Origin of the sequence: Sedimentitalea xiamensis, from assembly GCF_030164465.1 — a bacterium.
In the GTDB taxonomy this organism is placed as follows: Bacteria; Pseudomonadota; Alphaproteobacteria; order Rhodobacterales; family Rhodobacteraceae; genus Sedimentitalea; species Sedimentitalea xiamensis.
On the sequence record NZ_JASNJE010000009.1, the window covers coordinates 62,980 to 78,394 of the forward strand.

Consider the following 15,415-nt stretch of genomic DNA (forward strand, 5'->3'; position numbering starts at 1 on the left):
GTTATCCTTCGATGGTCAGCGCTTCGTTCACGAGCGCGGCTTGTTGGGCTTTGTGCTGGCTGGCGAGGCCGGTGGCGGGCGAGGCCGAGGTGGCGCGCCCGGCATAGACGGGGCGCTTGTGCTTGGCCTTGATCCGGTTCAGAACCCATTCGATATTGGGTTCGATGAAGGTCCAGGCGCCCTGGTTCTTGGGTTCTTCCTGGCACCAGATCATCTCCGCGCCCTTGAAGCGTTCCAGTTCCTTGACCAGGCTGAGCGCCGGGAAGGGGTAGAACTGTTCGATGCGCAGCAGGTAGATATCGTCGATGCCGCGGGCGTCGCGTTCTTCCAGCAGGTCGAAATAGACCTTGCCGGAGCACATGACCACGCGCCTGATCTTCTTGTCGGCGACCAGACTGGTGTCGGAATTGCCCTTTTCCGCGTCATCCCAGAGCACCCGGTGGAAGCTGGAGCCGGTGGTGAAATCCTCGGCCGCGGAAATGGCGAGCTTGTGGCGCAGGAGCGATTTCGGCGTCACCAGCATCAGCGGCTTGCGGAAGCTGCGGTGGATCTGGCGGCGCAGGATGTGGAAGTAGTTCGCCGGCGTCGTGCAGTTGGCGACGATCCAGTTGTCCTGGCCGCACATTTGCAGGAAGCGTTCCAGCCGGGCGGAGGAGTGTTCCGGCCCCTGGCCTTCATAGCCGTGCGGCAGCAGGCAGACGAGGCCCGACATGCGCAGCCACTTGCTTTCGCCCGAGCTGATGAACTGGTCGAACATGATCTGCGCGCCGTTGGCGAAGTCACCGAACTGGGCTTCCCAGAGCACGAGCGCGTTGGGTTCCGCCAGCGAATAGCCGTATTCGAAGCCGAGCACCGCGTATTCGCTGAGCATGGAGTCGATGACTTCGTATTGCGACTGCCCGGCGCGGACGTGGTTGAGCGGGTAGTAGCGTTCCTCTGTGTTCTGGTCGATCAGCCCGGAATGGCGCTGGCTGAAGGTGCCGCGGGTCGCGTCCTGTCCGGCCAGCCGCACCGGGTAGCCTTCGGTCAGGAGCGAGCCGAAGGCCAGCGCCTCGCCCGTCGCCCAGTCGAACCCGTTGCCGGTGGCGAACATCTCCGACTTGGAGTCCAGCAGCCGCGCCACGGTGCGGTGCATCGGGAAGCCGTCAGGCACGCGGGTCAGGGCGGTGCCGATCTCGGCCATGGTGTCCGGCGCGATGGCGGTTTCGCCGCGCACGTATTCTTCCTTGTTGCGGTCCAGATGCGACCAGCGCCCGTCCAGCCAGTCGGCCTTGTTGGGCTTGTAGTTCTTGCCGGCTTCGAACTCTTCGTTCAGATGCGCCTGGAAGGCGGCCTTCATGTCCTCGATCTCGCCTTCGGGGATCAGGCCGTCCTCGACCAGCCGTTCGGTATAGAGGCTGAGCGTGGTCTTGTGGGTCTTGATCCGCTTGTACATGATCGGGTTGGTGAACATCGGCTCGTCGCCTTCGTTATGCCCGAAGCGGCGGTAGCAGAAGATGTCGATCACCACGTCCTTGTGGAACTTCTGGCGGAATTCCGTCGCCACCTTGGCGGCGTGCACCACCGCCTCGGGGTCGTCGCCGTTGACGTGGAAGATCGGCGCCTCGACCATCAGCGCGATATCTGTCGGATAGGGGCTGGAGCGGCTGAAATGCGGTGCGGTGGTGAAGCCGATCTGGTTGTTCACCACGATATGCATGGTGCCGCCGGTGCGGTGGCCCTTCAGGCCCGACAGGCCGAAGCATTCGGCCACGACGCCCTGGCCCGCGAAGGCCGCGTCGCCGTGCAGCAGGATCGGCAGGACGCTGGTGCGGGTCTGGTCGCTGTTCTGGTCCTGCTTGGCCCGGGCCTTGCCGAGAACGACCGGGTTCACGGCCTCAAGGTGGCTGGGGTTGGCGGTCAGGCTGAGGTGCACGGAGTTGCCGTCGAATTCGCGGTCCGAACTGGCGCCGAGGTGGTATTTCACGTCACCCGAACCATCCACCTCCTCGGGCTTGAAGCTGCCGCCCTGGAATTCGTTGAAGATGGCGCGGTAGGGCTTGGCCATCACGTTGGCCAGCACCGACAGGCGGCCCCGGTGGGGCATGCCGATGATGATGTCCTTGACCCCCAGCGCGCCGCCGCGCTTGATGATCTGTTCCATCGCCGGGATCAGGCTTTCGCCGCCGTCGAGCCCGAAGCGCTTGGTGCCCATATACTTGACGTGCAGGAACTTCTCGAAGCCCTCGGCCTCGACCATCTTGTTCAGGATCGCCTTGCGGCCTTCGCGGGTGAACTGGATTTCCTTGCCGAAGCCTTCGATCCGTTCCTTGAGCCAGCCGGCCTCTTCCGGGTTGGAAATGTGCATGTATTGCAGCGCGAAGGTGCCGCAATAGGTGCGTTTGACGATCTCGACGATCTGGCGCATCGACGCGATCTGAAGCCCGAGCACGTTGTCGATGAAGATCGGCCGGTCCATGTCGGCTTCGGAGAACCCGTAGGTCCTGGGGTCGAGTTCCGGGTGCGGGGTCTTGTCGCGCATGCCGAGCGGGTCCAGATCGGCCACCAGATGGCCGCGAATCCGGTAGGCGCGGATCAGCATCAGGGCGCGGATGCTGTCCAGCACGGCGCGCTTGATCTGGTCTTCGGACAGGGCGACGCCGGCTGCGGCGGACTTGCCCGCGATCTTCCTGCCCGCCGCTTTGGCTTCGGCGGCGGGTTCGGGCCATTCGCCGGTCAGCGCCGCGGTCAGGTCGTCGGCGGGGACCGGCGGCCAGTCGCTGCGCGCCCAGCTGGGGCCGCGCGCCTCGGCCTTCACGTCCAGTTCCGCATCGCCAAGGGCGCGGAAGAATTCCGCCCATGCGGCATCGACCGCGTTCGGGTCGCCCGCATATTGCGCGTAGAGCTGTTCGAGATATTCCGCGTTATGCCCCTGCATGAAGCTGGAGGCGTGGAACTGGTCGTTGGGCGAATGTTCGGTCATGACGTTACCTCATGGGGATTGGGACCGTATGGGTTGGTGCCGGGCTGGCTGGGGCGGGTCAGCCACCAGAGCATCAGGAGCGGCGAGATCAGCAGCACGATCAGCGTCGGGATCACGATCAGCAGCGTCGCGTCGGTCAGCAGCCGGTCGAGCGTTCCGCCATGCTGGAACGACCCGGCCAGGCCGATGCCGAAGAGCAGGATCGCGCCGGCGCCGAGCATCACCAGGAGCGGGAACAGCGCGTAAAGACCGCTGCGCCCGGTGTCGTGCATCCGCCGCCAGGCGACGGCGAGATGCGGCAGGAACACCGCGAGATTGACCAGGCCGGTCACCGGTTGCGACGAGGTGCCGGCCACCGCGCCGCCGGTCGCGGTTTCGACGCTGACCACGGTGGAAAAGAATGTCCAGTCGATGGTGCCCGCGACGAGATCGGCGATCAGGATGAACAGGAAGAAATACCAGTATTCGGAGCGGGAGGCCCGCCCCGAGAAGGTGACGTATTTGGAAAAACACGTCTTTATGGCGTCAGTGAAACTCATCTGTCATCCTTCTCCACGGTCGCTTTGCCGATTGCCCGACGGCAACCGGCAGACGGCGTACACTGTCAGCCGATGGCTTCCAGAACCGCCTCGCCCAGCCCGGCGGGGCTTTCGGCGACCACGATGCCGGCGGATTTCATCGCCTCGATCTTGTCCTCGGCACCCCCTTTGCCGCCGGCGACGATGGCGCCCGCGTGGCCCATGCGGCGGCCCGGAGGGGCGGTGCGTCCGGCGATGAAACCGGCGGTCGGCTTCCAGCGGCCCTTTTTCTTCTCGTCCGCGAGGAACTGCGCCGCCTCTTCCTCGGCGGAGCCGCCGATCTCGCCGATCATGATGATGCTGGTGGTCTCGTCATCGGCGAGGAACCATTCCAGCACGTCGATATGTTCGGTGCCCTTGATCGGGTCGCCGCCGATGCCGACGCAGGTGGACTGCCCCAGCCCCACATCGGTGGTCTGCTTGACCGCCTCGTAGGTCAGCGTGCCGGAGCGGGAGACCACGCCGCAGGAGCCGCGCTTGTGGATATGGCCGGGCATGATGCCGATCTTGCAGGCATCGGGGGTGATGACGCCGGGGCAGTTGGGGCCGATCAGCCGGCTGCTGGAGCCTTCGAGCGCCCGCTTGACCCGCATCATGTCCAGAACCGGGATGCCTTCGGTGATCGCCACGATCACCTCCATCTCGGCGTCGATGGCTTCGAGGATGCTGTCGGCGGCGAAGGGCGGCGGCACGTAGATCACGGTGGCGTTGGCCCCGGTTACGGCGCGGGCCTCGTGCACCGAGTTGAAAACCGGCAGGCCGATATGTTCCGTGCCGCCCTTGCCCGGTGTCACCCCGCCGACCATTTTCGTGCCATAGGCGATGGCCTGTTCGGTGTGGAAGGTGCCTTGGCTACCGGTGAGGCCTTGGCAGATGACTTTGGTGTTTTCGTCGATGAGTACGGCCATGTTCGGTTCCTGTTTAGATTGGGTCTCTGAGCCAAAGATTTAGAATAGTGAGATTTACAGCTTCATCTGCAGTCTAAAATACGTCTGCGCTAGCCCATAAATCGGCGCGAATGTTTTGGGATAGCGATCTGTGTGGTACACAAAGTAGACCGCCGACCAACCCTCTTGATCCACGTAAGGACTCTTGTCATGGCGACTGAACTGAACCTGCAAAGATCGTGAGTGGATCATTCCATGTAGAGCTTCCTTGATCCGAGGCGCTATTGGTCCAACCTCACCATACGGTGGCCAAAGAGTCCCACCTAAATCAGCGTCAACACCGTTCAGTTCGAGTACCCGTCGAGCATTCACAGCGAACTGCATTCCGATTTCGCAAATGCGCTCCGCTTCGATTGAGGATGAGCGCAAGAAGTCAATTGGCCAAATCGCAGATGCATGCGCCGAGAGATCCAGGGCAGACCTATCAGCGAGCGTCTTAGCCAGATTCGCAGTTTCTTTGTGAGTGTCGGTTGCCATTTATCCTTTCACCGCCTTGACGATCTTCTGGGCGCCGTCCTTGAGGTTGTCCGCCGCAATGACGTCGAGGCCGCTTTCGTTGATGATCTGCTTGCCCTTCTCGACATTGGTGCCTTCGAGACGCACCACCAGCGGCACCTTGAGGCCGACCTCCTTCACCGCAGCGACCACGCCTTCGGCGATGACGTCGCAGCGCATGATGCCGCCGAAGATATTGACGAGGATGCCTTTCACGTTCGGGTCGGAGGTGATGATCTTGAACGCCTCGGTGACTTTCTCCTTGGTCGCGCCGCCGCCCACGTCGAGGAAGTTTGCGGGTTCCGCTCCGTAGAGCTTGATGATGTCCATGGTCGCCATCGCGAGCCCGGCGCCGTTCACCATGCAGCCGATCTCGCCATCGAGCGCGATATAGTTCAGGTCGAACTTGGAGGCTTCCAGTTCCTTGGGGTCTTCCTCGGTCGTGTCGCGCAGTTCGGCGATGTCGGCATGGCGGTAGACCGCGTTGCCGTCGAACCCCATCTTGGCGTCGAGGCATTTCAGGTCGCCCGCGTCGGAGACGATCAGGGGGTTGATCTCCAGCATCTCCATGTCCTTCTCGATGAACATGCGGTAGAGCGTGCCCATCAGGCTGACGCATTGCTTCACCTGCTTGCCGCTAAGACCCAGCATGAAGGCGATGCGGCGGCCATGGAACGGCTGGTAGCCGGTGGCCGGATCGACGGAGAAGCTGAGGATCTTCTCGGGTGTGCTGGCGGCGACTTCCTCGATGTCCATCCCGCCCTCGGTCGAACAGACGAAGCTGATGCGGCTGGTCTGCCGGTCCACCAGCAGGGCCAGATACATCTCGGTCTCGATGCCGCTGCCGTCCTCGATGTAGATGCGGTTGACCTGCTTGCCCGCCGGGCCGGTCTGGTGGGTGACGAGGGTGCGGCCGAGCATCTTGCGGGCTTCCTGCGCGGCTTCCTCGACGGATTTCGTCAGGCGCACGCCGCCCTTGTCGCCGGCATCGGATTCCTTGAACTTTCCCTTGCCGCGGCCGCCGGCGTGGATCTGGGCCTTGACCACCCAGATCGGGCCGTCCATTTCGCCTGCGGCCGTCTTGGCGTCTTCGGCCTTGAGAACGACGCGTCCGTCGGACACCGGAGCGCCATAGGAGCGAAGCAGGGCCTTGGCCTGATATTCGTGGATATTCATCGAATGCTGTCCCGTCTAGCTGTGATCAATCGGCGTATAAGCACGCGTATAGCACGTCGTTAAACGATATTTTGACGCAGGGTCGGTTTTTGGCAGGAAAAGCGACATTTGTGATCACGGCTTGAAAATGTGTGATCACAAAACCGGACGCCCCTTGGAGAATCACATCCCGCGCCGCGTGATTCCGGGTGCAAAGAAGGGTGTCGCGGGGCCGGGGACGAGTCGATTCCGGGCGGGGGCCGGATCGGGTCTCCAAAAGAAAATGGCCGGCCAAACGGCCGGCCATTCCGATTGTTCGCGCGCGGGCGGTCAGGCCAGCGTGTTGTCGATGGCCTTGCAGGCTTCGACCAGGCCCTTGACGGCCTTGACCGAATTGTCGAACATCGCCTGTTCGTCCTTGGACATGTCGATGTCGATGACCTTCTCGATGCCGCCGGCGCCGATCACCGTCGGCACGCCGACATACATGCCCTTCAGCCCGAAGGCGCCATCGACCCAGGCGGCGCAGGGCAGGACGCGTTTCTGATCCTTGAGGTAGGCTTCGGCCATTTCGATGGCGCTGGTGGCGGGCGCGTAAAACGCGCTGCCGGTCTTCAAGAGGCCGACGATCTCGGCACCGCCGTCCCGTGTCCGCTGGATGATGCCATCGAGTTTTTCCTGCGTGGTCCAGCCCATCTTGACCAGGTCCGGTAACGGGATGCCGGCGACGGTGGAATAGCGCGCCAGCGGCACCATCGTGTCGCCGTGGCCGCCCAGAACGAAGGCGGTGACGTCCTTCATGGACACGCCGAATTCGACCGACAGGAAATGGCGGAAGCGGGCGCTGTCCAGAACGCCGGCCATGCCGCAGACCTTTTCATGCGGCAGGCCGGAGAATTCGCGCAGGGCCCAGACCATCGCGTCCAGCGGGTTGGTGATGCAGATCACGAAAGCGTCCGGCGCGTGGTCGCGGATGCCTTCGCCGACCGATTTCATCACCTTGAGGTTGATGCCGAGCAGATCGTCGCGGCTCATCCCCGGCTTGCGCGGCACACCGGCGGTGACGATGCAGACATCGGCACCGGCGATGTCGGCATAGGATTGCGTGCCGGACAGGGTGGCGTCGAAGCCTTCGGACGGGCCGGATTCGGCGATGTCGAGCGCCTTGCCTTCGGGGGTGCCTTCGGCGATGTCGAACAGGACGACGTCGCCCAGTTCCTTCAGCGCTGCGAGATGGGCGAGCGTGCCGCCGATCTGTCCTGCGCCGATCAGCGCGATCTTGGGTCTGGCCATTGGATTTAGTCTCCGATCCGATGAAAATTGCGGGTTGCGTAGTGCTTAACGGTCTGTCGTGCAAGGGTTCTGCGCTGCGGCGTGATCGCGCGGCGCTGCTGGCGGGCCGTGATGTAAAAGGGTAAAGCACTTTGGGCGGAACGGGTTATGGGGCGCGGCGCAATTGGAACTGAACCTGGCATTTTTGGCGGTGGCGGCGCCTGCCGTGATGTTCGCGGGCGTGTCCAAGGGCGGTTTCGGGTCGGGCGCGGCCTTTGCGTCGGCCACGATTCTGGCGCTGATCGTGGAACCGGGGCAGGCGCTGGGCATCATGCTGCCGCTGCTGATGCTGATCGACCTCGCATCGCTGCGCCCCTACTGGCGAAAGTGGAACTGGCCGGACGCGCGCCTGCTGATCCTCGGCGGGGTGCCGGGGGTGGCGATCGGAGCCCTGTTCTACCGGGTGGCGGATGCGGACCTGCTGCGCCTGATGATCGGCGCGATTGCCCTGGCCTTCGTGGTCTGGCAGATCGGACAGCGCAGCGGCCTGATCCGGCCCGTCGCCAGGCGGCTGCCCGATTGGGCGGGGCTGCTGTCGGGTATCGTGACCGGGTTCACCAGTTTCATCAGCCACGCGGGCGGGCCGCCGGCGGCGGTATACCTGTTGTCGCGGAAATTGCCCAAGACACGATACCAGGGGACGACAGTGCTGATCTTCTGGGCGATCAACATCGCGAAGTTCGTTCCCTACGCGTTTCTCGGGTTGTTCACCGCGGACACGCTGCTGGCCAATGCCGCGCTGGCGCCGTTTGCCCTGGTCGGCACCTGGTGCGGGGTCCGGGCGCATCGGATCGTGCCGGAAAACCTTTTCTTCGGGATCACTTACGTGCTGCTCACGCTGACTGGCGGAAAACTGATCTGGGACGGGCTGACCTGATCCGCGACCGGCCCGCGCGGCGCCGGCGCAAACATCGGCCGGAGGCGGTCTTGGGACACCGCTGGATCGGATGGGCGGTATCATCGCTGTCGCGGCGTAGCCGCAGTGCCGTTGCCCGGTTGGCCGGACAGGGCGGAATTCGTCGTCAGGGCGTTGCGCGGGCCGTGGGCGGAGCCCGCGCGGTCAGTCGTCGCCTCAGGCGTCGTTGCCCTTGGGCGGCAGCGCCTCTGCCAATTGTTCAAACGACTGGCCCGAGGCGACGAGGCAGGTCGTGCCATTCGGCGTCGTGACCGTGATCGTCCAGGTGCCGGTTTCGGTGGAGGCGAAGATCTCCACGACCGCGCCCTGGGAGCCCAGCCCGATGCTCTGGCGGGTTTCGCCGTAGCCGCTGGCCAGCCGTTCGATGACGGCCTCGCGCGGGGCGCAGTTCCGGTTTTGCTGGGCCGCGACCTGTTGTGCCGCAAGGGTCATCAGACCCAGCCCGATCGTCATGTTCAACAATGCCTTGTTCATGGGTCTTACCCTTTCACTGCGGTCTGCCGATCCGTTCTGGCCGCCCGGGAAAGGGCAAGCCGGGCCGACATGCCCGGTTTTCGTCCGCCGCCAGTTCCGTTGCCTGTGAGTCCGGTGGCCTGTCCGAAACGGCCGTCCTGGATCGGAACTGGCCCGTGAACTCTGCCCGATCGGGTGCTGAAAATTGGTTAATGGCCCGCGCGGTGGGCCGGTGACGCGCCGGAATCACGGCAAATTGCTGCATTGCGGCGATTTGCGCTTGAATTTTCCGAATAAAAATGCCCCTTTCCGCGCAATTTTGTGACTTTCGGAGAGACTCATGGCTTCCAGCGCCCGCCCTTATCGGTCCGTCCTTTATATTCCCGCGTCCAAGCCGAGGGCGCTGGACAAGGCGAAAACCCTGCCGGTGGACGCAATCATCTTCGACCTGGAAGATGCCGTGACCGCCGAGGAAAAGGCCAACGCGCGCGGACTTCTGAAGGAAGCCCTGGCGCAGGGCGGGTATGGCAACCGCGTCCGCATCGTGCGCATCAACGGGCTGGACACCGAATGGGGCCATGCCGACGCCGAGGCGGCGCGGGACATGGACGCCGACGTGATCCTGCTGCCGAAGGTCGGCAGCCCTCAGGATGTCGATGCGCTGGCCGCGATCACCGGGGACAAGCCGATCTGGGCGATGATGGAGACCCCGCGCGGAATGCTGAACGCGGCGGCCATCGCGGCGCATCCGCTGATCACGGGATTCGTTCTGGGCACCAACGATCTGGCGAAGGAACTGAACAGCCGGTTCCGGCCGGACCGGGCGCCGCTGGTCACGTCGCTTGGCCTGTGCCTGCTGGCGGCCAGGGCCGAGGGCGTCATCATCATCGACGGCGTCTATAACGCCTTCAAGGATGACGCGGGGCTGGAACTGGAATGCGCGCAGGGTCGGGACATGGGGTTTGACGGCAAGTCCCTGATCCACCCGGCGCAGGTCGCCGTCACCAACCGGGCCTTTGCGCCGTCGCCGGAAGAGATCGACCTGGCGCGCCGCCAGATTGCGGCGTTCGAGGAAACCGAGGCGCAGGGGCAGGGGGTCGCGGTAGTCGATGGCAGGATTGTCGAGAATCTGCACGTTGCAACTGCCCGCGAATTGCTGGCAAAAGCGGAGATGATCGAGGCTTTGCAAGCGGGGTAGGCCGATATGGGCTGGTTTCTTCTCATTCTGGGCGTGGCGCTGTGGTGGGCCGCGCATCTGTTCAAGCGCATCGCGCCCGAGCGCCGCGCGGCGATGGGCGACGCTGGCAAGGGCGCGGTCACGGCGGCGCTCGTGGTGTCGGTCCTGCTGATGATCTTCGGCTTCCGCGCGACACCCTATGTCGATGTCTGGATGCCGCCCGCCTTCCTGATCCACATCAACAACCTGCTGGTGCTGATCGCGATTTTCATGATGAGTCCGGCCGGGAAAAAGGGGCTGATCCTGAACAAGGTGCGCCACCCGATGCTGATGGGGTTCCGGGCCTGGGCGGTCGCGCATCTGCTGGTCAATGGCGATCTCGCCTCGATCCTGCTGTTCGGCGGGCTGCTGCTCTGGGGCGTCGCCGAGGTGGCCGCGATCAACCGGGCCGAGCCCGACTGGACGCCGGGTGAACCGGGCACGCTGGCCAAGGATGCGATGTTCCTCGTCGCCTCGGTTGTGCTGCTCGCCGTGATCGGCTGGATTCACGGCTGGCTGGGCTACTGGCCCTTCCCGCAATAAGGAACTGAAACGATGGCGACGATCTATCGCTTCCTGTCCGAAGAGGACACTTCGGCCTTCTGCCACAAGGTCAGCGCCGCGCTGGCCAGGGGCTGGTCGCTCTACGGCTCGCCGACGCAGACCTTCGACGCCGCGACCGGCACGATGCGCTGCGGGCAGGCCGTCATCAAGGACGTGGCGGCGGACTACACGCCGGAGATGAAACTGGGAGAGCAGTAAATGACCGTTCAGGCCGTCGCCAAGACCAATCCGGGACGATTCTTCGAGGATTACGCCGTCGGCGATGTTCTGACCCATGCGGTTCCGCGCACCGTGTCGGGCGGGGAGCGGGCGCTATACCATGCGCTCTACCCGGCGCGGCATGCGTTCTATTCGTCGGACGAATTCGCCCGGTCCTGCGGCCTGCCTTCAAGCCCGCTGGACGATATGGCAGCGTTCCACGTCGTCTTCGGCAAGACGGTGCCGGACGTGTCGCTGAACGCGGTGGCCAATCTCGGCTATGCAGAAGGCCGCTGGCTCAAGCCTGTCTGGCCCGGCGACACGCTGCGCTCTGAATCCGAGGTGATCGGGGTTAGGGAGAATTCCAACGGCAAGACCGGGGTGGTCTGGGTGCGCACCCGTGGGCTCAACCAACGCGACGAAGTGGTGCTGGAATACGTCCGCTGGGTCATGGTGCGCAAGCGCGACGGCGATGCGCCGGCCCCCGAGCCGGTGGTCCCGGACCTAGCCAAGGCGGTGGACCCGGAAACCCTGGCGATCCCCGAGGGACTGGATTTCACTGGCTACGATTTCACGCTGGCGGGCGAGCCGCACCGCTGGGGCGACTACGAAATAGGCGAACGGATCGACCATGTGGATGGCGTCACCGTCGAGGAAGCCGAGCACATGATGGCGACACGGCTCTGGCAGAACACGGCCAAGGTGCATTTCGACGTGGGCGCGCGTCCCGACGGACGCCGCCTGATCTATGGCGGCCATGTCATTTCGATGGCCCGCGCCCTGTCTTTCAACGGACTCGCCAACGCGCAGATTGTGGCCGGGTTGAACGCGGGGGCACATGCCAACCCGTGCCTGTCGGGCGACACGGTCTATGCCTGGTCCGAGGTGCTGGACAAGGCCGAGACCCCGGCCCCCGGCGTCGGCGCGATCCGCCTGCGCCTTGTCGCGACCAAGGGGCATGCCCCGTTCGTGTTGCGCGGCGAGGACGGCAAATACCGCCCCGAGGTGCTGCTCGATCTGGATTACTGGGCCCTGATGCCCGTTTGATCGCGGCCGGCGGATTTGCGATAGGCGGCGATACGCGCCTTTGCTAGGCTGGTGTAATGCATTTCCCGCGCAGTCTGCTGCTGGCCATTGTCCTGACGTTCCCGTTTCCGGGTCGCGCCTGCGACCTGGCGCTGGTTCTTGCAGTCGATGTGTCGGGGTCCGTGGATGCGGAGGAATACGGCATCCAGATGCAGGGCCTGGCCGCGGCCCTGCGCGATGGCGTGATCGCCGAGGCGCTGGTTCAGGCGCGGGCGGAAATTCTCTTGCTGCAATGGACGGGATCGTCGCGCCAGGAGATCACGGTGCCCTGGACCCGCATCGACGGTTTTGCCGCGCTCGATGAGCTTTCGGACCGTATTGCCGATGCGCCGCGGGCCTGGCGCAACTATTCCACCGCGATTGGCGAAGCGCTGGTCGTTGCCATCCCCGCGTTCGACGAGGTGGCCCATTGCGCGCGCCGGCTGATCGACGTGTCCGGCGACGGGCAATCCAACGAAGGCCTGGCGCCCTTGTCGGTCCATGACCGGCTGCGGCAGGCTGGAATAACCGTCAACGCCATTGCCATAGAGGCCAGCGAACCGGATCTCACCGCCTATTTCTTCGAGAACGTGATCGTCGGCGAAGGCGCTTTTGTGGAGACCGCCCGCAGCTTCGACGATTACCCCCATCGTATCCGCCGCAAACTGCTGCGCGAAGTCACCCGCCAGTCCGCGCAGGCGGGCATGGGCGGGCAAATCGAAGCGGCAGCAGGGGCGAATCGCATTGGGCGGCGGTGACATCCCGTGTGTGATCACGGCGGGTCAAACTGTGATCACGCAGGGTCGAATTTGTGCGAAACCGCGCCAAAAGACCGCGCCTGAACCGTCGCACTGTGGGTGACAGCCGCAAAAAAAGGTATAAAACCAACGCAGAGTTTTTCGAAAGAAGGATCCGTCATGGCCGGTGTCAATCAGGGCAAGCGCCCGCTTTCGCCACATCTCACGATCTATCGACCGCAACTGACATCGATTTCGTCGATCTTCACGCGGATCACCGGCAATGCGCTGCTTCTGGCGTCGCTCTTGATCGTGTGGTGGTTTCTCGCCGCCGCGACCTCTCCGGAATATTTCGCCTTCGCCGATGCGCTCATCACCTCGTTTCTCGGAGACCTTGTGATGGCGGCGTCGCTCTGGGCATTGTGGTATCACCTGCTGGCCGGGATACGCCACCTGATCTGGGACAACGCGGTCGGGCTCGACCTGCCCACGGCCTACAAGCTCGGTTACGCGGTGGTCGGCGGATCGTTCGTCCTGACGGCCCTGTCTTTGGTCATCATAGCATAGGGACGCATCAGGATGTCTTTTCTCACAGATCGCAAACGCGCCGTCGGGCTGGGGTCCGCCAAGACAGGAACCGGCCATTTCTGGGCGATGAAGGTCAGTTCGGTCGCGCTCCTGATCCTCGTGCCGCTGTTCGTTTTCATGGTCGGTCCGATGCTGGGCAAACCGCATGCGGAGGTGATCGCCTATTTCTCGCGCCCGTTTCCGGCCATTGTCTGCGCCCTGACGATGATCGTCGGGTTCAAGCATTTCGCCGACGGCGCACAGGTGCTGATCGAGGACTACGTGCATGGGCTTGCGCAGAAGGTGCTGATCATCGGCGTGATCTGCCTGTCCTATGCCGCAGCGGCCACCGGCCTGTTTGCCATCGCGCGCATCGCGCTCTAACCCGGAACGAAAGACGCTGACATCATGGCTGCCTACGAATACGAAACACATGAATACGACGTGGTCGTGGTCGGCGCCGGGGGCGCCGGATTGCGCGCGACCCTGGGCATGGCCGAACAGGGCCTGCGCACAGCCTGCGTGACCAAGGTCTTCCCGACCCGGTCGCATACCGTGGCCGCGCAGGGCGGCATCGCGGCGTCCCTGTCGAACATGGGCCCCGACAACTGGCAGTGGCACATGTATGACACGGTGAAGGGCAGCGACTGGCTCGGCGACACCGACGCGATGGAATATCTCGCCCGCGAGGCGCCCAAGGCGGTTTATGAACTGGAACATTACGGCGTGCCGTTTTCGCGCACCGAAGAGGGCAAGATCTATCAGCGTCCGTTCGGGGGGCATACCACCGAGTTCGGAGAAGGCCCGCCGGTGCAGCGCACCTGCGCCGCCGCCGACCGCACCGGCCACGCAATCCTGCACACGCTCTACGGGCAGAGTCTGAAGCAGAAGGCGGAATTCTACGTCGAGTATTTCGCCATCGACCTGATCATGTCCGGGGACGGACAATGCCAGGGCGTCGTCTGCTGGAAGCTCGATGACGGCACCATGCATGTATTCAACGCCAAGATGGTTGTGCTGGCGACCGGCGGTTATGGCCGGGCCTATTTCAGCGCCACGTCGGCCCATACCTGCACCGGCGACGGCGGCGGTATGGTGGCGCGGGCCGGATTGCCTTTGCAGGACATGGAATTCGTGCAGTTCCACCCGACCGGCATCTACGGCTCCGGCTGCCTGATCACCGAGGGCGCGCGGGGCGAGGGCGGATACCTCACCAATTCCGAGGGCGAGCGGTTCATGGAGCGTTACGCGCCGAACTACAAGGACCTTGCGCCGCGGGACTACGTGAGCCGCTCGATGACGATGGAAATCCGCGAGGGCCGCGGAGTCGGGGCCGAGGGGGATCATATCCACCTGAACCTGTCCCACCTGCCGCCCGAGGCGCTGCACGAACGCCTGCCCGGCATTTCCGAAAGCGCCAAGATCTTCGCGGGTGTTGACGTGACCAAGGAACCGATCCCGGTTCTGCCGACCGTGCATTACAACATGGGCGGCATTCCGACGAATTACTGGGGCGAGGTCGTGAACCCGACCGAGAAGGACCAGAACGCGGTGGTGCCTGGCTTGATGGCCGTGGGCGAGGCGGGCTGCGCGTCGGTGCATGGCGCGAACCGCCTCGGGTCGAATTCGCTGATCGACCTCGTGGTGTTCGGCCGCGCCGCCGCGATCCGAGCCGGCAAGGTGGTGGACGCCGACGCGCCCAACCCGGTGCTGAACCAGGCTTCGGTGGACGCGGCGTTTGACCGCTTCGATGCGCTGCGCAACGCCGATGGCCGCACCCCGACCGCCGAACTGCGGCTCGAGATGCAAAAGACCATGCAGGCGGACGCGGCGGTGTTCCGCACCTCCAAGACTCTGGCGGAAGGGGTGGCGAAGATGGACGCCATTGCCGCCAAGCTGGCGGATCTCAAGGTGACCGACCGCAGCCTGGTCTGGAACAGCGACCTGATGGAAACGTTGGAACTGACCAATCTCATGCCCAATGCGCTCGCCACCATCGCCGGGGCCGAAGCGCGGCACGAGAGCCGCGGCGCGCATGCGCACGAGGATTTCGCCACCCGCGACGACGAGAACTGGCGCGTCCACACGATCAGCCGGGTCAACGGCAAGGATGTGGCGCTGTCCTATCGCCCGGTGGTCGTCGATCCGCTGACCACCGAGGCCGAAGGCGGCATCGAACTGAAGAAGATCGCGCCCAAGGCGCGGACCTTCTGAGGGCATGCGCGTGGCG

At 64.1% G+C, this 15,415-nt stretch carries 15 protein-coding genes; 9 read left to right on the forward strand and 6 right to left on the reverse strand.

Annotated features, from left to right (window positions below; all coding sequences use genetic code 11):
* Position 1: 1 nt before the first annotated feature.
* The 5 genes from QO034_RS09665 to mdh all read right to left on the reverse strand — a co-directional run bounded on the left by QO034_RS09665 (position 2) and on the right by mdh (position 7,430).
* A complete protein-coding gene (locus tag QO034_RS09665) occupies positions 2-2,962 on the reverse strand; it encodes a 2-oxoglutarate dehydrogenase E1 component (protein ID WP_284485317.1) in 2,961 nt (986 codons plus the stop codon).
* Entirely contained in the window at positions 2,959-3,501 is a 543-nt protein-coding gene (locus QO034_RS09670) for a DUF805 domain-containing protein (RefSeq protein ID WP_284485318.1), read from the reverse strand. Before QO034_RS09670 ends, QO034_RS09665 begins: the two co-directional genes overlap by 4 nt.
* Positions 3,502-3,566: 65 nt before the next feature.
* Positions 3,567-4,448 carry a succinate--CoA ligase subunit alpha gene (gene sucD, locus QO034_RS09675; protein WP_284485319.1) on the reverse strand — a complete coding sequence of 294 codons (882 nt, stop codon included), beginning with the start codon at positions 4,446-4,448 and terminating at the stop codon, positions 3,567-3,569.
* 516 nt (positions 4,449-4,964) lie between these two features.
* Positions 4,965-6,158 carry an ADP-forming succinate--CoA ligase subunit beta gene (gene sucC, locus QO034_RS09680; RefSeq protein WP_284485320.1) on the reverse strand — a complete coding sequence of 398 codons (1,194 nt, stop codon included), beginning with the start codon at positions 6,156-6,158 and terminating at the stop codon, positions 4,965-4,967.
* A 309-nt stretch (positions 6,159-6,467) separates the two neighbouring features.
* Positions 6,468-7,430 (reverse strand): malate dehydrogenase, encoded by a 963-nt coding sequence (gene mdh, locus QO034_RS09685; RefSeq protein WP_284485321.1) that lies wholly within the window; start codon positions 7,428-7,430, stop codon positions 6,468-6,470.
* 208 nt (positions 7,431-7,638) lie between these two features.
* Here mdh and QO034_RS09690 point away from each other — a divergent pair, with 208 nt between their 5' ends.
* Positions 7,639-8,346: a sulfite exporter TauE/SafE family protein gene (locus QO034_RS09690; protein ID WP_284485397.1), complete on the forward strand. Its 708-nt coding sequence runs from the start codon at positions 7,639-7,641 to the stop codon at positions 8,344-8,346.
* A 195-nt stretch (positions 8,347-8,541) separates the two neighbouring features.
* Here the strand turns inward: QO034_RS09690 and QO034_RS09695 are convergent, their stop codons facing one another.
* Complete coding sequence (locus QO034_RS09695; RefSeq protein WP_284485322.1) at positions 8,542-8,859, reverse strand: hypothetical protein; 318 nt, start codon at positions 8,857-8,859, stop codon at positions 8,542-8,544.
* 319 nt (positions 8,860-9,178) lie between these two features.
* Here QO034_RS09695 and QO034_RS09700 point away from each other — a divergent pair, with 319 nt between their 5' ends.
* The 8 genes from QO034_RS09700 to sdhA all read left to right on the forward strand — a co-directional run bounded on the left by QO034_RS09700 (position 9,179) and on the right by sdhA (position 15,399).
* Complete coding sequence (locus QO034_RS09700) at positions 9,179-10,036, forward strand: HpcH/HpaI aldolase/citrate lyase family protein (RefSeq protein WP_284485323.1); 858 nt, start codon at positions 9,179-9,181, stop codon at positions 10,034-10,036.
* Positions 10,037-10,042: 6 nt separating this feature from the next.
* The gene (locus tag QO034_RS09705; protein ID WP_284485324.1) at positions 10,043-10,597 is read left to right on the forward strand and encodes an NnrU family protein; all 555 of its coding nucleotides are present in this window, start codon (positions 10,043-10,045) and stop codon (positions 10,595-10,597) included.
* Positions 10,598-10,609: 12 nt separating this feature from the next.
* The gene (locus QO034_RS09710) at positions 10,610-10,816 is read left to right on the forward strand and encodes a DUF1737 domain-containing protein (protein ID WP_284485325.1); all 207 of its coding nucleotides are present in this window, start codon (positions 10,610-10,612) and stop codon (positions 10,814-10,816) included.
* Complete coding sequence (locus QO034_RS09715) at positions 10,817-11,863, forward strand: MaoC family dehydratase (protein ID WP_284485326.1); 1,047 nt, start codon at positions 10,817-10,819, stop codon at positions 11,861-11,863.
* A gap of 56 nt (positions 11,864-11,919) precedes the next feature.
* Positions 11,920-12,639 (forward strand): DUF1194 domain-containing protein, encoded by a 720-nt coding sequence (locus QO034_RS09720; RefSeq protein ID WP_284485327.1) that lies wholly within the window; start codon positions 11,920-11,922, stop codon positions 12,637-12,639.
* 159 nt (positions 12,640-12,798) lie between these two features.
* Entirely contained in the window at positions 12,799-13,185 is a 387-nt protein-coding gene (sdhC, locus tag QO034_RS09725) for a succinate dehydrogenase, cytochrome b556 subunit (RefSeq protein ID WP_284485328.1), read from the forward strand.
* A 12-nt stretch (positions 13,186-13,197) separates the two neighbouring features.
* A complete protein-coding gene (gene sdhD, locus QO034_RS09730) occupies positions 13,198-13,569 on the forward strand; it encodes a succinate dehydrogenase, hydrophobic membrane anchor protein (protein ID WP_284485329.1) in 372 nt (123 codons plus the stop codon).
* Between the two features lie 24 nt (positions 13,570-13,593).
* On the forward strand, positions 13,594-15,399 hold the full coding sequence (gene sdhA, locus QO034_RS09735) for a succinate dehydrogenase flavoprotein subunit (RefSeq protein ID WP_284485330.1): 1,806 nt from the start codon (positions 13,594-13,596) through the stop codon (positions 15,397-15,399).
* Positions 15,400-15,415 lie beyond the last annotated feature (16 nt).